The 20,025-nt window shown below is 69.8% G+C and carries 18 protein-coding genes and 2 pseudogenes; 14 read left to right on the forward strand and 6 right to left on the reverse strand.

Annotated elements, in window-relative coordinates:
• Nucleotides 1–765 carry a hypothetical protein gene (locus tag AAC944_RS36225; RefSeq protein ID WP_030622379.1) on the reverse strand — a complete coding sequence of 255 codons (765 nt, stop codon included), beginning with the start codon at nucleotides 763–765 and terminating at the stop codon, nucleotides 1–3.
• Between the two features lie 352 nt (nucleotides 766–1,117).
• On the opposite strand from AAC944_RS36225, the gene AAC944_RS36230 reads away from it, so the two are divergent.
• The 6 genes from AAC944_RS36230 to AAC944_RS36255 all read left to right on the forward strand — a co-directional run bounded on the left by AAC944_RS36230 (nucleotide 1,118) and on the right by AAC944_RS36255 (nucleotide 6,300).
• Nucleotides 1,118–1,975: an MEDS domain-containing protein gene (locus tag AAC944_RS36230; RefSeq protein ID WP_368396702.1), complete on the forward strand. Its 858-nt coding sequence runs from the start codon at nucleotides 1,118–1,120 to the stop codon at nucleotides 1,973–1,975.
• Nucleotides 1,976–2,392 carry an ATP-binding protein gene (locus AAC944_RS36235; RefSeq protein ID WP_051872284.1) on the forward strand — a complete coding sequence of 139 codons (417 nt, stop codon included), beginning with the start codon at nucleotides 1,976–1,978 and terminating at the stop codon, nucleotides 2,390–2,392.
• 240 nt (nucleotides 2,393–2,632) lie between these two features.
• Nucleotides 2,633–3,559 (forward strand): ABC transporter ATP-binding protein, encoded by a 927-nt coding sequence (locus AAC944_RS36240; protein WP_037773194.1) that lies wholly within the window; start codon nucleotides 2,633–2,635, stop codon nucleotides 3,557–3,559.
• Nucleotides 3,556–4,389, forward strand: a complete 834-nt coding sequence (locus tag AAC944_RS36245) for an ABC transporter permease (protein ID WP_030622389.1) — start codon at nucleotides 3,556–3,558, stop codon at nucleotides 4,387–4,389. Before AAC944_RS36240 ends, AAC944_RS36245 begins: the two co-directional genes overlap by 4 nt.
• A gap of 37 nt (nucleotides 4,390–4,426) precedes the next feature.
• A complete protein-coding gene (locus tag AAC944_RS36250) occupies nucleotides 4,427–5,698 on the forward strand; it encodes a sensor histidine kinase (RefSeq protein WP_037773196.1) in 1,272 nt (423 codons plus the stop codon).
• Nucleotides 5,695–6,300 carry a response regulator transcription factor gene (locus AAC944_RS36255; protein ID WP_030622394.1) on the forward strand — a complete coding sequence of 202 codons (606 nt, stop codon included), beginning with the start codon at nucleotides 5,695–5,697 and terminating at the stop codon, nucleotides 6,298–6,300. Before AAC944_RS36250 ends, AAC944_RS36255 begins: the two co-directional genes overlap by 4 nt.
• 11 nt (nucleotides 6,301–6,311) lie before the next feature.
• Here AAC944_RS36255 and AAC944_RS36260 read toward each other — a convergent pair whose 3' ends face one another.
• Nucleotides 6,312–7,430: an aminotransferase gene (locus AAC944_RS36260; protein WP_030622396.1), complete on the reverse strand. Its 1,119-nt coding sequence runs from the start codon at nucleotides 7,428–7,430 to the stop codon at nucleotides 6,312–6,314.
• A gap of 338 nt (nucleotides 7,431–7,768) precedes the next feature.
• Between AAC944_RS36260 and AAC944_RS36265 the strand changes: the two genes are divergently transcribed.
• Together AAC944_RS36265 and AAC944_RS36270 are read left to right on the forward strand one after the other, a co-directional pair.
• The gene (locus tag AAC944_RS36265; protein WP_030622399.1) at nucleotides 7,769–8,365 is read left to right on the forward strand and encodes a helix-turn-helix domain-containing protein; all 597 of its coding nucleotides are present in this window, start codon (nucleotides 7,769–7,771) and stop codon (nucleotides 8,363–8,365) included.
• A gap of 317 nt (nucleotides 8,366–8,682) precedes the next feature.
• Nucleotides 8,683–9,951, forward strand: coding sequence for an MFS transporter (locus tag AAC944_RS36270; protein ID WP_030622401.1), 1,269 nt, complete (start codon nucleotides 8,683–8,685; stop codon nucleotides 9,949–9,951).
• A gap of 1,297 nt (nucleotides 9,952–11,248) precedes the next feature.
• Here the strand turns inward: AAC944_RS36270 and AAC944_RS36280 are convergent.
• Nucleotides 11,249–12,007 (reverse strand): carboxylesterase family protein, encoded by a 759-nt coding sequence (locus tag AAC944_RS36280; RefSeq protein ID WP_078888892.1) that lies wholly within the window; start codon nucleotides 12,005–12,007, stop codon nucleotides 11,249–11,251.
• Between AAC944_RS36280 and tap the strand changes: the two genes are divergently transcribed.
• The 4 genes from tap (at nucleotide 12,006) to AAC944_RS36300 (ending at nucleotide 16,769) form a co-directional block, all read left to right on the forward strand.
• Nucleotides 12,006–14,258: a telomere-associated protein Tap gene (gene tap / locus AAC944_RS36285; RefSeq protein ID WP_030622406.1), complete on the forward strand. Its 2,253-nt coding sequence runs from the start codon at nucleotides 12,006–12,008 to the stop codon at nucleotides 14,256–14,258. The two genes, AAC944_RS36280 and tap, sit on opposite strands and share 2 nt — an antisense overlap.
• A 7-nt stretch (nucleotides 14,259–14,265) precedes the next feature.
• Complete coding sequence (gene tpg, locus AAC944_RS36290) at nucleotides 14,266–14,826, forward strand: telomere-protecting terminal protein Tpg (protein ID WP_030622407.1); 561 nt, start codon at nucleotides 14,266–14,268, stop codon at nucleotides 14,824–14,826.
• 368 nt (nucleotides 14,827–15,194) lie between these two features.
• The gene (locus tag AAC944_RS36295; protein WP_030622409.1) at nucleotides 15,195–15,668 is read left to right on the forward strand and encodes a carboxymuconolactone decarboxylase family protein; all 474 of its coding nucleotides are present in this window, start codon (nucleotides 15,195–15,197) and stop codon (nucleotides 15,666–15,668) included.
• 177 nt (nucleotides 15,669–15,845) lie between these two features.
• Entirely contained in the window at nucleotides 15,846–16,769 is a 924-nt protein-coding gene (locus AAC944_RS36300; protein ID WP_030622411.1) for an RNA polymerase sigma-70 factor, read from the forward strand.
• A gap of 70 nt (nucleotides 16,770–16,839) precedes the next feature.
• Here AAC944_RS36300 and AAC944_RS36305 read toward each other — a convergent pair.
• A pseudogene (locus tag AAC944_RS36305) lies at nucleotides 16,840–17,119 on the reverse strand (transposase family protein); the annotation flags it as partial.
• A 3-nt stretch (nucleotides 17,120–17,122) separates the two neighbouring features.
• On the opposite strand from AAC944_RS36305, the pseudogene AAC944_RS36310 reads away from it, so the two are divergent.
• Nucleotides 17,123–17,233 (forward strand): annotated as a pseudogene (locus tag AAC944_RS36310) (IS5/IS1182 family transposase); the annotation flags it as partial.
• Between the two features lie 239 nt (nucleotides 17,234–17,472).
• Nucleotides 17,473–18,585, forward strand: coding sequence for an MFS transporter (locus tag AAC944_RS36315; RefSeq protein ID WP_196943286.1), 1,113 nt, complete (start codon nucleotides 17,473–17,475; stop codon nucleotides 18,583–18,585).
• 66 nt (nucleotides 18,586–18,651) lie between these two features.
• Here the strand turns inward: AAC944_RS36315 and AAC944_RS36570 are convergent, their stop codons facing one another.
• Both AAC944_RS36570 and AAC944_RS36325 read right to left on the reverse strand, forming a co-directional pair.
• Entirely contained in the window at nucleotides 18,652–19,053 is a 402-nt protein-coding gene (locus tag AAC944_RS36570; protein ID WP_051872287.1) for a transposase, read from the reverse strand.
• A gap of 410 nt (nucleotides 19,054–19,463) precedes the next feature.
• A complete protein-coding gene (locus AAC944_RS36325) occupies nucleotides 19,464–19,832 on the reverse strand; it encodes a VOC family protein (RefSeq protein WP_030622418.1) in 369 nt (122 codons plus the stop codon).
• Nucleotides 19,833–20,025: the final 193 nt, after the last annotated feature.

Consider the following 20,025-nt stretch of genomic DNA (forward strand, 5'->3'; position numbering starts at 1 on the left):
TCAGTCCGTCGCGGCCTGCGCCGCTTCGTCCCAGGCACGGGGGCTGCGGTGGTGATTGGTGTGGCCTGCGGCGAGTACGAAGCGGAGTTCCGCAAGGTGTGGGGTGCCCGCCGGGAGGCGCAGGCGATCGAGGAGAGCGAGTGCGGCTGCCGGCTCCAAGTCGCCGTAGACATCGTGGTAGCTGGTCAGCAAGCCCTTGAACAGCGGTTCGTGCAGAGCCGGGAGCCGAGCGGCGGTGTCGTACGCCTGCCGCTTGACGGGCCAGGGCACAGGGCCCGAGCACGCCAGAACCCGGTCGGCACGGCGGAGCGAGGCACCTGCCCCCTTCGCCACGATGTGGTCGACGCCGTTCCCGAGCACCTCGGCGAAGGCCGTCCCCGCGGTGTCGCGGTCCTCGAACCAGTCCACCCGGAGCGAGTAGGTGATGGCCTCGGCGACCTGCTCCGCCTCCAGCCGTTGCCGGTAGCAGTCCCACAGGACGTCGGCGGGGAAAGACCCCTGCGCGCCGCGGCTCGCGTGCCGGATCTCGGCCGTCACCCAGTATTCGTCGAGGAGATCTACCAGCCCGAAGGCCAACCGCACCTGCTCGGCCGCCTCCAGGGACTTGTCGGTGAACACCTCGCCGGCCCAGGAGTGTGCGATCTCGTTGTGGGTGAGGTGTTGGCCCTGGCCTGGCTCGCTCGCGTCGACCCACCCGTCACCGGCCTCGACGGCACCCCGCCCTGCCAGCCGGCGTCGTGCCTCTTCTGCGGCTTGTGCATCCATGCGAGAAGTACGGCAATCCGGTACTCATGTACACGACCGCGGTTGTACACGGCCGCGGGGTCGCCCCTACCGCACCCAGTCAGCAGAGACAGACCGGCAGTACGTGATCGGTCAGGTTTGTGGTCACATCAGTGCACGCCTCAGACGTCGATGGATAGAACTGGCTGCCATTCTCCAACTAAATGGACGCGTCGCGCTCACCCCGCGCAACAGGCGCTACTGTCCACCGCATCCACCGAGAAGCAGCTCAAGAAACAGTCCGAGAAACAGCTCGAGAGACAGCCCGAGAAGCAGTGCAGCAAACAGGACAGAGAGGCGACAGATGTCTGGTGGTCTCAGGGGGCATCCAGGCATGCTGCCGGTGCAGCAGCTCAGCGCCGGTGATCACGCCTTCGTCAGCTACGGCAGCGATCATGCAGCCCGCGACATCGTCACCACCTTCGCGTGGATGGGACTGGCCCAGCAGGAGAAAGTGGTGATCTTCGCGGCTCCACAGCTGGATGAGGAAGAGGTGTGGGCCCGTATCGAGGCCCCGGGCCGACTGCTGGCCGAGGCGCGTAAAAGTGGGCAACTGAGTGTCAGCAGCATGCGGGCACTCATCCACCCCCACGGACAGTTCACCGCAGCGCGCCAGTGGCAACGCATCGAGGAAGAGACCGAGCAGGCACTCGACGAGGGATACCGGGGCCTGCGCACGTACATCGACATGCACTGGGTGCCCGACCTGAGCGCCGATGTCGATGTGATGATGCACCGCGAAACCCACGCCGATCACCTCTTCACCGATCGCCCGTACACCGAGATCTGCGCCTATGACACGCGGTGGTTCGCCCCCGAAGTGCTGGAGGCGATGCATCACGCACACCCCACCAGCCTCCTCCCGGGGCTGGGCACGCTGCACGCCGACGCGTCCCCGCACGGCGTACGACTGGTGGGCGAGGCGGATGTTGCCACGCGAGAACAGTTCAACATCGCCCTTCGCGAGGCACTGCCCAGCGATGCTGAACCCCGGCAGGTGAGCATCGGCATCGACCTGTCCCGGCTGGTGTTCCTCAGTGCGGCGTGCGCTGAGGACCTGCTGCGACTGACGTGCAGTGCATCCAGACACGAACCTGTTCGCATTCTCTGCCGGCCGCAGCAGGCGAATCTTCTACGGCGTGTCGGTGCCGAGCACCTGTCGCACCTGGTACTGAACGAGGTGAGCAGCTAAATGACACCGCCCGCCCCCGGCGATCCCCCCTCCCACCTCCTCTTCACGACGTCCTTCACTCTGGACGACCTGCCTCACCTGCGGCTGCTCATCGAATTCTTCGCTGCGCAATCGGGGCTTGCCGAACTGATGCGAGCAGAATTCGTCGTAGCCGTGGATGCTGTCGCCACCAGTGCCATCGAGCACGGGGACGGTGGCACGCTGCGCCTTCGGCAAAGCGATGGACGTCTTGAGTGCCAGGTCGGCGATTCAGGTCCCGTATGCGCCGTGGAGAACGTTTCCTCCCGGGCGAACGAGTGCGGGAAAAGCCTGTGGGGATGCGGCTTCGGGCTTGTCAGCCGGCTCACCGACCGTCTCTCGGTCTCCGCCAGCGCGAACGGTGCCACAGTGACCCTGTCCGTGAATCTTCCCTGCTGACTGCTGACTGCTGGCCGCCGGCTACTGACTGCTGCTCGCTGAACTGCCGCGATCTGCTGGTCCTGATCGCTGATCGCTGATCGCTGGTCGCAGGTCGCTGATTGCCGATCACTGATTGCTGATCGTGTGGCAGGAGCCACCCGAATCCACCTGAGTTCACCCGAGTCCATGACAGATGTCATGCGGACGCATGACAGACCGCACTGCCGCGATCTTTGCACCGCCGGGAGTGTGGAGGACATGGACCCAGTCATCGAAACCGTCGGCCTGAGGCGGAGCTACGGGGGCTTCGACGCCGTGCGCGGCATCGACTTCACCGTAGCCGCAGGGGAGCTGTTCGCCCTCCTGGGAACCAACGGGGCCGGTAAGACCTCGACACTCGAACTCCTGGAAGGCCAGGCCCTCCCCACGGACGGCACCGTCCGGGTGCTGGGGCGTGACCCGTTCCACGACCGCGCCGCGGTCCGCCCTCGTATCGGAGTGATGCTCCAGGAAGGCGGCTTCCCGACGGAACTGACGGTCCTGGAGACCGTACGGATGTGGGCGGGCTGCACCAGTGGCGCCCGGCCCGCCGACGAAGCCCTGGAACTGACCAGGCTGAGCGACCGGCGCAAGGTACGGGTCAAGCAGCTCTCCGGCGGTGAACGCCGCCGCCTCGATCTCTCGCTCGCGCTGCTCGGGCGGCCCGAGGTGCTGTTCCTCGACGAGCCGACCACCGGCCTCGACGCCCGGTCCCGCCGCGACACGTGGGACCTGATCCGCGAGCTCAAGAGCCAGGGCACGACCGTGCTGCTCACGACGCACTACCTGGAGGAGGCCGAGCAGCTCGCCGACCGGTTGGCGATCATGCATAAGGGACTGATCGCCACGACCGGGCGGGTCGCCGACGTGGTGGCCGAACGGCCGTCCCGGATCAGTTTCGCGCTGCCCGCCGGCCGCTTCCCGGGGGACCTGCCGCCGCTGCCGCCGATGGGTGTGACCCGGCACGAGACGGTGGGCCGGACGGTGCGGCTGGAGACCCGGGACCTGCAGCGCACCGCGACCGAACTGCTCACCTGGGCCCGCCGCACCGGGGTCGTACTGCACGCCCTCGACGCCCGGTCCGCATCACTGGAGGAGGCCTTCATGGAGATCGCCCAGGGCCTGGAGAACGAGGAGGCGCGATGATGACGACCGCCCCCACTCGCGCGGCCGACGCCCCCACCGCCGGGAACGCCGCCACCTCGTCCACGCGGCGCGGCCTCGTAGCGCGCCTGGGCGCCCTCGGCCGCGCGGAACTGACGCTGCTGGTGCGCAGCCGGGCCGCGCTGTTCACCGCGCTGCTGCTGCCGGCCGTCATGGCCGTTTCGATGCGGGGCATGGTCAAGAGCCTCGACCTCGGCGGTACCGGCCTGTCGTTCGCGACCGTCCTGTTGCCCGGCTCGCTGGGAATGGCGCTGTTCTTCGCCGTCTACACCAACCTCGTCGGCGTGTACGTCACGCGGCGCGAGAGCCTCGTACTCAAGCGGTTGCGCACGGGTGAGGTGCGCGACTGGGAGATCTTCGCCGGCGGTGCGCTCCCGGCGTTGCTGCTGGCGCTGGTGCAGTGTGTACTTCTGTCCGTCGGCCTGACGGCGGTCCTGGACGCCCCCGCACCGGCGGCCCCGCACCTGGTGGTCCTCGGCCTGCTGGCCGGTGCGGCGATGCTCGTGGTCGGGGCTGCGCTGACGGCGTCCTTCACCCGGACGGCGGAGAGCGCGCAGCTGACGTTCCTACCGTTCATGCTGGTGAGCATGGCCGGCTCGGGGCTGTTCCTGCCGCGTGAGGTGCTGCCAGGTGTGGCGGCCGACATCAGCGCCTGGCTGCCGTTCTCGCCCGTCATGGATCTTCTGCGGGGCGGCTGGACCGGAGGCCTGGACGTCGCGGACCAGGCCCGTCCGGTACTCACCGCACTGGCCTGGACAGGTGTGACGGCGCTCGCCGTGCGGCAGTGGTTCCGCTGGGGCCCGCGCCATTGAGTACAGTACAGCGGTCCCGGGACGAGGGATGGGGACCATGAGCGTGAACGACTGGGTGGAACGGCTCGGCGGCCCGGACGGCCCCGACCGCTACCGCCGCTACGCACTCGGCAGCCTCGCCTACTTCGCCGTCTTCGGGGTCGGCATGTGGGCGCTCTGGGTGGGGCAGACGGATGCCGCGGCGGCCACGCTCGTATCCGTGACGGTGCTGGCCGCGGCCCACATCGTGACCCAGTTGCTGCTCTCCCGCGCCGCCCTGCGCCACTATCTCGCCGCGGGTCCGCGGCCGGACCGGCTGGTGGTGCTGTACACGATCGTGACCGTGGCCATGGCCGCCCTGGGATGTGCGCTGCTGGCCACCGGCCGTATCGGCGGCAAGAGTCTGGCGCCCTACATGTTGTGGCTGCTGATGTTCTACGCCGGCCCTGTCGCGCTGGCCCTGCCGGTCCGCGCCGGAGCGACGCTGATCGCGGTGTTCTCGGTCTCCGCCGCGGCGGGCAGCCTGGCGGCGGGGCTCACCGGAACGGAGCTGGCGCTCGTGCTCGGCGCCGCCGTGTTCATGGCGCCGTTCATGGCCGTGGCGTTCCGGCTCACCGGCTGGAGCGTCCAGCTGGTGGAGAAACTGGCCGCGGCACGCGAGACGCAGGCACGCCTGGCCGTCGCGGAGGAGCGGCTGCGCTTCGGCCGCGACCTCCATGACGTACTGGGCCGCAACCTCGCGGTCGTGGCCCTGAAGAGCGAACTCGCGGTGCAGCTGGCGCAGCGCGGCCGGCCCGAAGCGGTCGACCAGATGGTGGAAGTGCAGCGCATCGCGCAGGAATCCCAACGGGAGATCCGATCGGTGGTACGGGGGTACCGCACCGCCGACCTGCACACCGAGCTCGTCGGCGCCCGCTCCGTACTGGAGGCGGCCGGCATCACCTGCCGCATCGAGGAGGGGCCGGCAGCCCGGCTGCCCGACGACGTACAGGCCGCACTCGGCTGGGTGGTGCGAGAGGGCACCACGAACGTGCTCCGCCACGCGCAGGGCGCCTCGCGCTGCACCGTGTCGCTGCGCACCGAAGGCATGGGCACCGAAGGCACGGGCACTGAAGGCACGGGCACTGAAGGCACGGGCACTGAAGGCACGGGCGCGGTGACGCTGGTGATGGAGAACGACGCCGCGCCTGTCGTCGGCGGCGGTGCCGGTACGGGCCTGTCCGGACTGCAGGAACGCCTGACCGCGCTGAACGGGACACTGACCACGGAGAGGCTTCCCGGTGGCGACTTCCGCCTGATTGCACACATCCCGTTGGAGGAAGGCCAATGATCAGGGTCCTGCTGGCGGAGGACGAGCATCTCATCCGGGGCGCGCTCGCCTCCCTCCTCGCCCTGGAGGACGACGTCAGCGTCGTCGCGGAGGCGGGAACGGGCGACGAAGCGCTGGCAATGGCCCGGGCGCACCGCCCCGACGTGGCCGTGCTCGACCTCCAGATGCCGGGGCTGGACGGCATCACGGTCGCCGCGCAGCTGCGCGACGCCGTCCCCGAGTGCTCCTCGATGATCGTCACCAGCCACGCGGACCCCGGAGCGCTGAAACGCGCGCTGAGCGCGGGCGTGCGCGGTTTCGTACCCAAGACGGTGTCGGCACAGCAGCTGGCGGAGATCATCCGCACGGTGTGCGCGGGCGGCCGCTACGTCGACCAGGAACTGGCCGCCGACGCCATCGCCGCCGGCGAGTCCCCGCTGACGCCCCGCGAGGCGGAACTGCTGGCGTACGCCGAGAACGGAGCACCGGTCGGCGACATCGCCGCGCGGGCCTCGCTGTCCGCCGGAACGGTCCGCAACTACCTCTCGTCCGCCGCGATGAAACTCGGCGCGGCGAACCGCCACGTCGCCGCCCGGATCGCCCGCGAGCGGGGCTGGCTGTAGGGACAGCTGCGTCATAGCTGGTCGAGGTACTGGCCGGTCAGGTGGAGGCCGGTGCGCAGGGTGTCGGTGTCGTCGGCGAAACCGATGCGTACGGTGTGTTCGATGTCGAACGCGGCGCCGGGGGTGAACATGACGCCGGTCTCCTTGAGCAGGCGGGTGCAGAACTCGTAGGAGCCGATGGGGGCGTCGTAGCGGAGGAGTGCGGTGGTACCGGAGGCCGGCTTCACGTAGTGGATGTCGGTGCGGCTGCCGACCCACTCGTCGAGGATGGCTAGGTTGGTGCGGGTGATCCGGTGGGAGCGGGCCAGGATGGTGTCCTTGTTCTCCAGGGCGACGCAGGCCAGCAGGTCATCGATGCGTCCGACGCTGATGGTGGTGTAGTCGCGGTGTGCGGCGACGGATTCCAGCAGGCCGGCGGGGCCGACGAGCCAGCCCAGGCGCAGCCCGGCCAAGGAGTACGGCTTGGACATGCTGCCGGTGGAGATGCCGCGTTCGTACAGATCGGCGATCGAGGCGGTGAACCCGTCGCCGGCCTGGTCGACGCCCCGGTACACCTCGTCGCACAGCACCCACGCACCGGCCCGGCGGGCGATCTCGGCGATGCGGGTCAGACCGGCCTCGCCGATGAGCGCACCGGTGGGGTTGTTGGGATTGTTGACCGCGATGAGTCTGGTGTCGGGGGTGACCAGGCGGTCGAGCTCGTCGAGGTCGGGCAGCCATCCGTTGCCCTCGCGCAGTGGCAGGTGCTCGACGCGGGCGCCGTAGCTGTCCGGGATGGAGTAGTGCTGCTGGTAGGTGGGGACCACGGTCACCACGTGGTCGCCGGGGCCGACGAGGGCGGCGTGCACCAGCGCGTTCGCGCCGATCGCACCATGGGTGACCAGGACGTTGTCCGGACTCTGGTCCGAATAAAGGTCCGCGACCAGCGCACGCAGGCGCGGGCTGCCGGGGATCGGCCCGTAGGTGAGCGGGGTGGCCGCCAGCTCGGCCAGCACCTGCTCGCGCCGGCCGGACAGTTCCAGCAGTTCGCCGGTGGTGAGGGAGCGGACGCAGGTCTCGGCCAGGTTGTACCGGCAGGTCTCCTCGTACTGGTTCATCCACTGCTCGACTGCGAACTCGCGGATCTTCAACGGGGCTGCCCCTTCGTGTCGTGGTCGTGGTGGACGTGGCAGCGGCAGGTATCGCCGCGGGAGACGTCACCTGGTGGGTTTCGTCGCGGTGGATGTCGTTGCGGTGAATCTCCTCGCGGTGAATCTCCTCGTGGTGAATCTCCTCGTGGTGAATCTCCTCGTGGTGAATCTCCTTGTGGTGGGCGGCTGAGGGAACCGCCGTGTGACGAGGCCGGAGAGGTCACCGCGCACGGGCGCGTTCGGGGACCTCGAGAGAGCTGACCACTCGCTCGCATGGCGAGCAATATATTGCTCACCCGGCGCCTTGGGCAAGTTTTCTGCGCACTATACTGCTCACCATGGGCAGTGAGGCGTCGGCCGGCAGCAGTACCACTCAGCAGTTCGTCACCCGCATCGGCGGACGCATCCGGGCGCTGCGCAAGCAGCGCGGCTGGAGCGTGCAGCAGCTGGCCGAGGCCGGCGGAATCAGCCGCAGGATGCTCACCGATATCGAGCTGGGCCAGGCGAATCCCAGCCTCGCCACCGTCGACCGGGTCGCCCAGGCTCTGGACACCGACTTCGCCGCCCTGGCCCTGCCCGAGAGCGCGGGCGAGGGGAGGGGTGCGGGCGGCGCTGGTTCGGAGGTGGCGGGGACGCTCGTGTGGCAGGCTCCGGACGGCAGTCAGGCGCTCCTGCTGGGGGCGACGCAGAAGCCACGGGCTGAGCTGTGGCGCTGGACCCTGGCGCCCGGGGGGCAGTACGACGCCGAGCCCGACCGGCCCGGCGCACAGGAGATCCACCACGTTCTCGCCGGGCGTCTGACCCTGGCACTGGAGGCCGGGCCGCAGGTGCTGGCGTCCGGACAGAGCGCCGTCATCGCCAGCGACCAGAAGTACGCCTACCTCAACGAGCAGGCCGAACCGGTCGTCTTCATGCGGGTCGTCACCGGTGCCTGACCAACCCGGCCGGTGCCGGTGGGGTACCGGTGGCTATCACCCGGAGCAGGGCGCTGCCTGGCTGCGTGTGCGGTTGCTCTGGGGGAGGTGGCTGCGTGCGTGGCTGTTCTGCGGCGGGCGCCTGGCTGTGCGCGCGAGCGTTGGGCGTACGTAGGAGTCTGTGTCATACCCCCTGATCAGTGACCCTGTGTGCTGGTTAGCGAGAGCACGGGGTTGTGGGTGGCGGCCCTACCGTTGTTTGCTCCCCGGCGTGGTGCTCGCTTTGATGCTTCCGGACGTGGATCGGTTGTGCGAGTGAGTGGCGAGGGGCGGCGGGCATGACGAGCGGGCACCGGATGAAACGTCTGCTGGGACATCGGCTGGGGCGGCGGTTCGGGTGGCTGTGGGGAGCGTATGGGACCAGTGCGCTCGGCACCTGGCTCGCTTTCGGCGCGTTCCCGCTGATCGCCATCCAGGTCCTGCACGCCGGACCGGCCGAGGTCGCCGTGCTCTCCTCCGTGGGGGCTGCGGTGGGCGCGGCCGTAGCGGTGCCGCTCGGCCCATGGGTGGAGTTCCGCCGCAAGCGGCCGGTACTGATCACGATGGACCTGATGCGGTTCGCGGCGCTGCTGACGATCCCCGTCGCGTACACGCTCGGCGCGCTCACCTTCTTCCAGCTCCTGCTGGTCTCGGTCGTCGTCGCGGCGGCCGACATCACCTTCCGCGCAGCCTCCGGCGCGTACCTGAAGACGCTGCTGCCGGCCGAGGACCTGCTCGTGGCCAATGCCCGCTTCGAGTCCACGACTTGGACGACCACGATCATTGGACCGCCACTGGGTGGCGCGGCGATCGGGCTCTTCGGCCCGGTGGTGACGGTGCTGGCCGACGCGGTCAGCTACCTGCTCTCGGCTCTGGGCATCCGCGCGATCGGCGGGCACGAGCCGCGGCCCGAGCGTCAGGAGGCCACGCGCATGCGGGCCCGGACTCTGCTCGACGGCTGGCGCTACATCCTCGCCGACGCGACGCTGCGTCCGCTCTTTTTCCACACCGCCCTCTTTCAAGGGCTGGTGATGGCCACTCAGCCGCTGCTGGCCGTGCTGATGCTCGGCCCACTCGGGTTCACACCGTGGCAGTACGGTCTTGCCTTCGCCGCGCCCTCGATCGGTGGGCTGCTCGGTTCGCGGCTGGCCCGCCCGCTCGTCAGCCGGTTCGGACAGCACCAGGTCCTGGTCGTCACCGGGGCCCTGCGCGCGATCTGGCCCATCGGCCTGGCCTTCCTGGGACCGGGCACCGGTGGACTGCTGCTGGTGATCGGCGTCGAGCTCGGGCTCATCTTCTGCTGTGGGGTCTTCAATCCCGTCTACGCCACCTACCGTCTGGAGTGCACCGCAACCCACCGGGTTGCCCGCACGCTGTCGGCTTGGACGGTGACGACCAAGGCCTCGACCGCGCTACTGACGGCCCTCTGGGGCGTGCTGGGGAGCCTGCTCGGCCCGCGTACGGCCATCGGTCTGGCCGGCGTGCTGCTACTGGCGACCCCGTTCCTGCTCCCCCGTCGCACGGCAGCGCCTCTGTCCAAGCCGGAGCCGACACCGAGCCGCACCTGACGGCCACCACAGCCGTCAGTGCGACCGGATGGCGCACGTGGCGCGGCGTAACCCCGGGTCGTGCTCAGCTGAGGGCTGTCGGAGCGAGCCGGATGGCGTCGGACCGCGGACGGATCCTCATCGGCCGGGGCGGCCCGGCCGCATCGGCGGGGCCGACCTGAGCCGATCGGGGCTCTGGTGTGGGACGGGTCAAGCGGCGGGTCACGAGGGTGATGATGGTCCAGTTGATGTGTGCCTCGCTGTGCTGCGGGAGCCTTTCATCATCCCGGACATTCCTCCGCGCCGGCGCCCAGCAGCGCCGCGGGGATGAGCTGCTGCTCACCGCGGTGCACCGGTTCGCCGCCCAGCTACCGCTGTCGGTCCGGCAGCGGGTACGCGCTGGTCTCCATTGGGGTGCAGCGCGGGCAAGAACACCGCCGCGCAGCTGCTTGCACGGCTCAACTCCCCCTCTCTCTAGCAGAGTTGGGGATGCCCGCTCGAGGCTCAGGCGCTGTCGTCGGCGCACGGGGAGCCGCTGCCGTACCCGAAACCCCCCACCCGGGACAAGCCGGCACTGCGGGTGTGGTGGGCGGGGTCGGAGATGACGTCCATCAGCCGGGAACTGGTACGCCCTATACCCAAGGGGCCCGCAGTTCGCCGAGGGCGCGCTGGTGTCTGCGGAGCTGGTGCGCATGCTTCGGGGCGCTCCAGGACGAGGCCCCCGCCCGGTACAAGCGGTGGCGCGTCAACTCGGGGCGGGCCGGGTACGGCTGGTGTGCAGGACCCGGGTGACGGAGTTGCTGAGGAAGGGATCGTAGGCGGTGCACAGGCACCCCGCTCACCCCCGGCACGCAACGGCTCCGGCCCACCTCGACGCGGTCCACCTGCCGATTCATCCGAGATCTGCAGGTCGAGCGCGTGACTCCGCGCGCGGCCGGCACCGACGTGGAAACCGCCCTGGCACCTCGGTCATCAGGGGGTTGCTGGGGGTGGGCGTGATGGACGACGCAGGGGCTCTGGTGAGTTACCGATGCCGGGACGGTGAATGCGTCGAGGGCCTGGCGTGGCGATCGGTCCCGCTGGATCGGCTGGTCCAGGCAACTCCGGGGCGCACGGTCCGGTGGTACCGAGGGCAGAGGCACTTCTCATGAGTCTACGGGTTTCGGCACACTGAGTGATCGCGTGATCTGCGGGAGTCGCCTGGAGCTGGTGAGGCTTCTCTTCGCCGACTTCGTCCGGTCCGTACGGGGCATCCATCGTCGCGCAGCCGTTTCCTCCGGTGATATCGGCTCTGCCCAGAACGTTCCGCCGCGCGCCGCTACGGAGTCACCAAGGGAAGCGGGGCGAAGACGTGTCGCTCCCACAGCCGACGCGACGCCTCCTCCGGATAGGTGGCGACCGTCGGCGCGGTGTCGAAGAGTTGGACGCGGCGCTGGCCGCTGTTGTAGGCGGGCCAGCCCGGATCTCCCGTGGTGGCGAAGGCGGTCCAGGCGGACCGGAAGCGGGCGGACAATGCCCCGGCCTCGGGCGACGGCGTGGGACCGATCAGCATTTCCCCGATGCCGCCATAAACACCGAAGGTCAGAGGCACGTCCAGGCCGTGGCAGGCGCCGAGCGCACCGTCGTCGGCGGGGGAGAACGCGGTCGGTGTGCAGGCGACGGGACCAGCGGTGGACGTACTCACGCATCCGGGGCCGAGTGCGGCCCCGGCCTCGGCCAGCTTGCGCGGATCCACGCCGGCCAAGTCGGCCACCGTCGGACGCGGTCCGATCCCGCCGGCCAGGGTCTCGGCGACGTCCTTGGCCAACGCAACCGAGAAGAAGGGTCCTGGCACGCTCTGGGCGATGGCCCTATGGAACAGCGACCGGGCCCGGGGCATGGCCATGAGGGCGGCGATGGATCCGGCGCCGGCCGACTCGCCGAAGACGGTGACCTGCTCCGGATCTCCTCCGAAGGCGGTGATGTGCTCCCGCGCCCACTCCCCATTCGTGCGTACGCGATTAGTACGCCTTCTGTACGGTGAACGTGCGCGAACGGTACGCTTCTTGAGATAGGGTGGGAGCAGGAGGTGTTCCATGTCCGAGTTGTTCGACGCGGTCGACGCGCTGGTCGCGTCCCGCGCTCCGCTGCCGCCGGCGGCGGAGCGCAAGCGGCTGCGCCAGGCGCATGGCCTGACGCTGGACGAGGTGGCCGGTGCGCTGAATGTGCGCCGGGCCACGGTGTCCGGCTGGGAGTCGGCCAAGAAGCCGACCGAGCCGCGCGGTCCGGAACGTGAGGCGTACGCGCGACTGCTCAGGCAGCTCGCGGAGCTCTACCCCGCCCCCGGCCCGACGGAGGAGCCGGCCGCTGCGGCCGCGGTACCGGAGTCGTTCACCGGCACGGCCCCCGAGGTCGCGGCCGAGTCTGCACAGGAGGCCGCCCAGAGCGCCCCCACCCCCACTTCCGCCCCCACTTCCACTTCCACCCCCGCTCCCGTTGCCGCTGCTCCGCAGGCCGCAGCGCGTCCGGCGCGCACCGCCAGGAGCACGTCGGCCTCCCGCCGCCCAGGGACGCGGAAAGCGGCCCCGGCCAGCACCGTCAGCACCCCGGCGAGCACCGACCCGCGCTTCGAGAACGGGCCGTTGGCGGTCGTCGACGTCGAGGACGGGAAGGTACTGGCGTACTGCGTCGGCGGCCTGGTCCTGGACGTGCCCGCCAAATCCCTCCCGGCACTGATCGACTGGACGCTCAAGGAGGCGAAGCTGGGGCAGCCCAAGCTGTCCGGCCCGGGCAAGGACGCCGATCCGCTGCTGGTCCTCACCGAGTCCGCCCTGGAGCGCTACGGCCTGCCGGCCGCCCTCAGCGAAGAGGAGCGGCTCGCTGGGCGGATCCCGGAAGGCCACAAGGTCATCAAGCAGCTGGCCCGCGCCGAGTGGCAGCTGACCAAGCGCGGGTTCGGGCCGTGGGCACGGATCTACCGCCCGGCCAAGGGCTCGGAGCGGGCCTGTGTGCAGCTGTGCATTCCCTCCTGGCACGCGCTGGACTCCCGGCACTGGGGCGAGGCCGGGCAGCTGCCGCCGGCCGACCTCGCCCGCGTCCTGGGGACGTACGCCTCCCGGGTGATGACGCCGCGCGGCTCCACCGCCGTCACCGGCCTGGAGCTGATGACCGCGCTGCACCCGCCGACCCGCGCCTCCGAGCCGGATGCCGACGGCCGCCGCCACTCCGAGCACAACCCCGGCTCGCTGGGGAAGGACCCGGTGGACTGCGCACCGTGCGAGGCCCCCGACGGACACCCGCTCCTGGCGGCCCTGCCGCGCTTCCACGTCCGCGGCCCCGACGAGAAGCTCTTCGAGGAGGCGTACGACTGGGCGCGCCCGATGACCGACGACGAATGCCTGCACCGCAACCTGGTCGGCATCGACGTGAACCTCGCCTTCGCCGCCGGCGCCAACGGACTGCCCGTCGGCCTCGGCGCGCCCACGCACGTCACGAACCCGGTCTTCGATGCGAAGCTGCCCGGCTCCTGGCTGGTCGACCTCTCCCACGTCGACCTCTCCCGCGTGAAGGTCGCCAAGGACAAGTGGGCAGAGCTGGACAGCGCGCTGCTGCCCAGCCCGTTCACGCCGAAGGGCGAGCGCCCCGAGGGCCCGGCCTGGTACGCGACCCCGACCGTCGCCTATGCGGTGGAGCTGGGTTATGAGGTGCGCCCGCTGGAGGCGTACGTCCGGTACGAGAACGGCCGCTACCTGGACGGCTGGTACACCCGGCTGCGCGACGCCTACCTCGCCACGATGGCCGACCTCGGCGTCGACGCGAACCTGTCGCCGGAGGACTTCCTGGCGGCGATGGAGGGCTACCGCGGCCGCGACCCGGAGCTGGCGATCGTGGTGTCCGCGATCAAGGCGACGGTCAAGGGCGGCCTGGGCAAGCTGCGCGAGCGCCCGCGCGGGGAGGGCTGGCGGCCGGGTGAGCCGTGGCGGGCGCTGTCCCGGCCCACCTGGCGCCCTGACATCCGCGCGGCGGTCATCTCCCGTACCCGGATCAACCTCCACCGCAAGATCGTCAAGCACGCGGCGTTCACCGGCCAGTACCCGGTCGCGGTCCTCTCCGACTGCGTCGTGTACGCGGTCAACGGCGAATCGCCGCTGGACTTCCTGCCCTACCGCGAGGGCAAGCCGCTGCCCGGCGGCTTCAAGCTCGGCGTGAACCCCGGCCTGGTCAAGCACGAGGGCACGCAGACCACGCTGTGGGGCGAGGGCGTACGGGAGCAGTTCAACGCCCCCGAGCTCAACCTCGCCCGGTACATCAAGGACGGCACCGTCACCAATGTCGACAACGGGGAGTAGGTAGGCGATGGCCAAGGAATTCGGGGACGGCCTGGACCAGGCGGTGCAGAAGGCGTTCACCCGCCCGGCGCCGAAGTCGGCCGGCGCCCAGATGCGGTACCTGGTCAAGCAGCTCAAGGGCACCCGCGCGGTCGCCCAGATGCTGCGGATCTCCCAGCGCACCGTGGAGCGGTATGTGAAGGACCAGATCAAAAAGCCCCGCCCGGACCTCGCCGCGCGCCTGGAGCGCGAGGTGAAGAAGCGGTGGCAGCCCCAGATCCGGGCCAAGGCCCGGCAAAAGGCGGCAACCACCGGCGGCATCGTCATCGACACCCGCGCCCGCCTCGGCTACACCGCACCCATCGGCACCACCGACCAGGACCGCATCCGCCACCTGACCGTCGCCCTACCGCCGCAGTACGCCGCCCGCCTCTTCGACGCACAGGAGGCCGGCGCCGGCGAGCAGCAGCTCAAGGAGATCGCGGCCGAAGCGCTCAAAGAGGTGTACTTCCAGGACAGCGGCCGCCGCGCCGGCAGCCTGGAAGAAGTCCGGTTCACGGACATCGAGCACCTGGAGTTCGACCTGTAGGAGCCGCGCCCCGAGCAGCCGGCGAGCCCGGACCGATGTGGTCCGGGCTCGCTCGCGTATCCGCGGAGATCGATGGTGTGACTGAGCGTTCCAAGTGATGCCCCGTCAGCCATCCCGATGTCCTCGCCCCAGCCACTGCCCGAGGGCTCAACTGCACCGTTCGAATGTCGGTGAGTCGGTGAGTCGGTGCGTTGGTGCGTCGGTGCGTCGGCCGTGGTCGAGCCATGGAAGCTCCGTGGACGGCGAGTCCTTCGCCATCCGACGGGCGTCGACGGCGGGGAGACGCGGGTCACATCCGTCCGTGTCACAGGACGTCGGGCCACCTCGTCTCAGGGGTGTAGCCATTGACGACCACAGAGGAGCACACCATGGACGCGAGGCTGGACTACTTCGCCGACCCGACCGCCGGCAAGGCCCTGAAGTACTTCATGTCGGCGGGCAAGGCGCTCAAGGACTCGCCGCTGCCGGCCGCGACGCAGGAGCTGGTGGCACTGCGCGTGAGTCAGATCAACGGCTGCGCCGTCTGCATGGACATGCACACCAAGGAGGCCGCCGCTGCCGGCGAGACCACGGTGCGGCTGAACCTGGTCGCGGCGTGGCGGGAGGCCACGGTCTTCACCGAGGCCGAGCGTGCCGCGCTGGAACTGGCGGAGGAAGGGACCCGGGTCGCGGATGCGGCCAGGGGCGTCAGCGATGAGGTGTGGTCGTACGCCGCCGAGCACTACGACGAGGAACAGCTCACCGCCCTGGTGGTCCTGGTCTCCTTCATGAATGCGGTGAACCGGCTGAACATCATCACCCAGCAGCCGGCCGGCAACTATCAGCCCGGACAGTTCCACTGAACGGCATCAGCGACTGGCTCGGGGTCCGGCTGCGGACTCCGGGCCCGGGTCCGCAGCCCGGGTCCGCAGCCTGGGCCCGGTGGCGTTGGCGTGACCACCGGTGGTCCGGATGATCACAGAGGATGTCTGCGCCGGGGAGTGGCGCTGGGCCGGAAGGCACAGGGGAGGGGTTTCGTCGTGAACAAGGTCGAGGAGTTCGAGGAGCTGCGGCCGCTGCTGTTCTCGATCGCCTACCGGATTCTGGGCAGCGTGGGGGAGGCCGAGGACGCGGTGCAGGAGACGTGGCTGCGCTTCGACGGCTCGGCGACCCAGGTCGCGTCGGCCAAGGCGTTTCTGTCGGCCACGGTGACGCGGATCTCGATCGACGTGCTGCGCTCCGCGCGGGTGAGGCGGGAGGAGTACGTGGGCCCGTGGTTCCCCGAGCCGCTGCTCAGCGATCCGTATCAGGATCCGGTGCGTTCGGCGGAGCTGGCCGACTCGGTGTCGATGGCGGCGCTGCTGCTCCTGGAGCGGCTCAGCCCGCTGGAGCGGTCGGTGTTCGTGCTGCGTGAGGTGTTCGGTTTCGGGTTCAACGAGGTGGCCGCGGCGGTGGGGCGCTCGGAGGCGGCGTGCCGGCAGTTGCTGGTACGGGCACGGCGGCACATGCAGGCCGGGCGGCCACGGTTCGAGGCGGACCGTCAGGAGCGGCAGGAGCTGGCGGCGCGGTTCTTCGAGGCACTGAAAGATGGTGACGTGGGCGGGCTGCGGAAGCTGCTGGCCGCCGACGTCCAGCTGGTTGGGGACGGCGGCGGCAAGGCCCCGCAGCTCGCCAAGGCCGTCAGCGGCACCGAGAACGTGGCCCGGCTGCTCGCCTCCGTCTTCCCCCTGCTCGCCCGGATCGACGTGACGTTCGAGCCGCACGAAATCAACGGGCAGCCCGGCGCGGTCTTCCGCGACCGGGACGGCAAGGTGCTCCACGTCCTGGCCCTCGAGGTGCTCGACGGACGGATCCGGACCATTCGCTCAGTGATCAATCCAGACAAGCTCGGCCACCTCGGGCCGGTCGCCGACGCCTGGGCCATTGACCGCGAGGTGAAGCAGGCCCGGAGGCAGGTGAAGTGACCTTGGGACCGGTGTGGACCGACTCGTTCACCGGCAGCTCATGGCAGCGACCGCGCGGCGGCCGATTCGCTCATCCGGCGAGATTGAGGTTGTGCAGGCGGGCAATGCCGCGCATCGCGTGCTGGACCGCCGTCACCGCGGAGCCTGCGATCGCGCAAGGTCTTCCAGGCCTTCATGCGGGCGAAGACGTGCTCGACGCGGACCCGGACGTGTCAATGGCTCTTGTTGTGCGCCTGCCTCCAGCCGGGGAGTTCCGCGCCCGTGCGACGGCGGTGAGGGATGACCAGCCCCGTTCCGCGGTAGCCGCCGTCGGCGATCGTCACGGTCTCGCCGACGGCGTCCTTCGCGCCGATCGGCATTTGACGAACCATCAGGTAGTCGTCGCTGCCGACAGCCGACCGGTGGTCGTGGTCGACCGGCCACTGCCGGGCAACCGTAACGACTGCCGGGCCTGGGCCGAGTCCGACTCAGCCCGGTGAACGGGGCTGTCCAAGACGGCTCCGACGCCATGATCACACCAACCACGGCCACATGAGCGAGTCTGAACCCGGGATCAATCCGGTTGCGGCGAAACCGGCGATCCCGATGAGGTACCTCCATGAGCGGTGCCAAGCGGCGAGGGCAACGGGTGGGGGCGGGTCAGGACCGCAGGAGCACTGGACCGTCGGCTCCATGGCACCGATGGGCGGTGCTCCTGGCCCTGATGCTGGCCGCCTTCACCTTCAACACCGCGGAGAACCTGCCGGTCGGCCTTCTGGAGCTCATCTCCGAGGACATGGCGGTGTCCGCGTCCGCGGTCGGTCTCCTGGTCACCGGTTACGGCGTGACGGTGGCCGTGGCGTCTCTGCCGCTTGCTCGGGCCACGCAGTCGTTGCCCCGGCGTCATGTCCTCACCGGCCTGTTGGCCGGGCTGGTCGTGTCCAGTCTGATCGCGGCGCTGTCCCCCTCTTATCCGCTGCTTCTTGGGGCGCGGCTGCTGACCGCGCTGGCGCAGGCCCTGTTCTGGGCCGTGATGGGCCCGGTGGCGGTAGGGCTGTTCGCACCCCAGGTCCGGGGGCGTGTGGTGGGGGCACTGTCCGTCGCCGGATCGCTCGCCCTCGTGCTCGGTGTGCCCGCCGGGGCCTGGCTGGGGCGGCAGAGCGCCTGGCCGGTACCGATCGCCACGCCGGCGGGCCTGGGGTCCGTCTCGCTCGTGATCATCGCCGCTCTCCTGCCGACCACACGCCCGGAGAAGTCGCGCGCCGCCTTCGGGACCGCTCCCGACGCCCGCCGGTTCGCTACCGTGCTCGTGGCCGGCGCCCTGTCCGCCACCGGGGCATTCGCGGGATTCACCTACCTCGTGAAGTTCCTGGGCGACGTGAGTGGGTTCTCCCCGAATACGGTCAACGCCCTGCTCGTGGCTTTCGGCGTCACCTGTCTGGCCGGGGTGTCCCTCACCGGGGCGCTGCTCGACCGCTTTCCGCACGCGGCCCTGGTCGCGGCCGTGGCCACGCAGGCCGGGGGACTGCTCGGCCTGTACATGGTCGGTGCCGACCCGGTGGCGGCGGTGGTGTCCCTGGTGCTGATGGGCGGCGCACTCGGACCGGTGTTCATGGCCACCCAGAACGAGATGCTGCACTGTGCGCCAGGCCGTACGGATATCGCTCTCGCGGCGAACTCCGCTTCCTACAACGCCGGTATCGCAGCCGGCGCCGCGCTCGGGGGACTGCTCCTGGCACTGGTCGGCGTACGGGCCGCCTTCCTTGCCGGCGGGCTGCTGACCACGGCGTCCTGCGTAGTACTGCTCAGCGAGCGGCGTCGCCGTAGGCCGTGGTGACATCAGACGAGTGACCGGACAGAAGCACGGGCGCCGTCGCAGTAATCGGCGGCGTCCGCACCAGGGTCAGGGCAGGGCGACGGAGACGAGGCGGACCGTGTGCGACTGCGGACGTGTCCGAAGGCGAACGGGGATGGCTTGACGGTTACCGTCGTGCGCTCGGCAGGTCGGGAGGTGATGCGCGGGGGGCCGGGGCGGCCGGATATGACGGCGGACCAGGAGGGTGATCATGGTCCAGATGAGGTGAGCCTCGCTGTGGGAGATCAGCCGTTCGTGGTCCCTCACGTGTCGGCGGGCCCGCAAAATGATCCACGAAATCGCGCGCTCGACGCGCCACCGCTTTGCCAGGACGGCGAAGCCGTCCTGGTCCTCGCGGCGAGGGACGGTGTGCAGCGCGATGCCGAGGAAGGACTTCGTCCAGGGGATGAGTTCACCACCGTAGGTGTAGTCGGCCCAGGCAACGGTCACCTCCGGACGGGCGAGGCGGAGGCGGAGGCGGAGGCGGAAGAGAAGGTCCCGGAATCTCCGGGAGCGTCCGGGCCGGACCCGCTCGGTAAGGCAGGCCGAGCCGCGCGCAGATCAGGAGTCCCGACTGGCCCGGTTCCGGATGTGTCGGCGTACTCCTCACGGGGTGTGGCTCGTTCTCAGCGACTGGAACGATCAAGGAAGGCGTACTGGCCCCGGTCAGCGGCTTCGTGGACACGGTGATGCTTGCGGGTGGTGAGGTGGTAGTCCCAGTACTGGCGCCGTCACCTCGCGCGCGAACACCACCGCAACCACGGCTCCGCCGACCAGGACAGTTACCCCCTGTCCGCCTGAGCCCGGAGGCTTCACAGCGGTGCCGTTGCTGCCGACGCACGTGTCGAAGCCGGCATCCATCAGCGTCTGACCAGGCAGAAAGGATGACCGGCCGGATCGAGGAGAACACGGAACCTGCCCTCGTCCGGTTGATGATCCGGCTTGCTCGCGCCCAGCTCGAGCAGCCGGGACTCGGCCCCGTCCAGGTCCTCGACCTCGAAGTCGATATGCATCTGCTGCGGAGCGGTCTGACCGGGCCAGCAAGGAGCTCGGAAGTTGTCGACCCGCTGAAAGCCGAGAAACAGTCCGTCCGCACGATTCAAGCCGGCGAACTCGGCGTCGGACTTCGGATGAGGCTCAAGCCCGGTGGCCTGCTGATAGAACGCGGCCAAAACCAGCGGGTCAGGGCAATCAAGTGTTATCGCACACAACTTCATCTGCAGAGACATGGCACCTCCGAGCCGGATCACTGAACACGCGGTGCACACCATAGAAGAGGCCCGCCCTCACTACACGATCATCACTGCAGAAGAGCCGCACCCACATCGCGGACAAGGCGTGTGCTCGTGGGGTGGGATGTCGCCGATCGCTGTGTGGAGGTGCTGGTTGCCGAACCGGTCGACCCCATCCCGCGGTGGCGAG

The sequence above is a fragment of the Streptomyces sclerotialus genome, assembly GCF_040907265.1.
In the GTDB taxonomy this organism is placed as follows: Bacteria; Actinomycetota; Actinomycetes; order Streptomycetales; family Streptomycetaceae; genus Streptomyces; species Streptomyces sclerotialus.

Coding starts and splice junctions, on each gene's coding strand:
- AAC944_RS36225 (WP_030622379.1), bottom strand. CDS start 765: ATGGATGCACAAGCCGCAGAAGAGGCACGACGCCGGCTGGCAGGGCGG.
- AAC944_RS36230 (WP_368396702.1), top strand. CDS start 1,118: ATGCTGCCGGTGCAGCAGCTCAGCGCCGGTGATCACGCCTTCGTCAGC.
- AAC944_RS36235 (WP_051872284.1), top strand. CDS start 1,976: ATGACACCGCCCGCCCCCGGCGATCCCCCCTCCCACCTCCTCTTCACG.
- AAC944_RS36240 (WP_037773194.1), top strand. CDS start 2,633: ATGGACCCAGTCATCGAAACCGTCGGCCTGAGGCGGAGCTACGGGGGC.
- AAC944_RS36245 (WP_030622389.1), top strand. CDS start 3,556: ATGATGACGACCGCCCCCACTCGCGCGGCCGACGCCCCCACCGCCGGG.
- AAC944_RS36250 (WP_037773196.1), top strand. CDS start 4,427: ATGAGCGTGAACGACTGGGTGGAACGGCTCGGCGGCCCGGACGGCCCC.
- AAC944_RS36255 (WP_030622394.1), top strand. CDS start 5,695: ATGATCAGGGTCCTGCTGGCGGAGGACGAGCATCTCATCCGGGGCGCG.
- AAC944_RS36265 (WP_030622399.1), top strand. CDS start 7,769: ATGGGCAGTGAGGCGTCGGCCGGCAGCAGTACCACTCAGCAGTTCGTC.
- AAC944_RS36270 (WP_030622401.1), top strand. CDS start 8,683: ATGACGAGCGGGCACCGGATGAAACGTCTGCTGGGACATCGGCTGGGG.
- tap (WP_030622406.1), top strand. CDS start 12,006: ATGTCCGAGTTGTTCGACGCGGTCGACGCGCTGGTCGCGTCCCGCGCT.
- AAC944_RS36280 (WP_078888892.1), bottom strand. CDS start 12,007: ATGGAACACCTCCTGCTCCCACCCTATCTCAAGAAGCGTACCGTTCGC.
- tpg (WP_030622407.1), top strand. CDS start 14,266: ATGGCCAAGGAATTCGGGGACGGCCTGGACCAGGCGGTGCAGAAGGCG.
- AAC944_RS36295 (WP_030622409.1), top strand. CDS start 15,195: ATGGACGCGAGGCTGGACTACTTCGCCGACCCGACCGCCGGCAAGGCC.
- AAC944_RS36315 (WP_196943286.1), top strand. CDS start 17,473: ATGCTGGCCGCCTTCACCTTCAACACCGCGGAGAACCTGCCGGTCGGC.
- AAC944_RS36325 (WP_030622418.1), bottom strand. CDS start 19,832: ATGTCTCTGCAGATGAAGTTGTGTGCGATAACACTTGATTGCCCTGAC.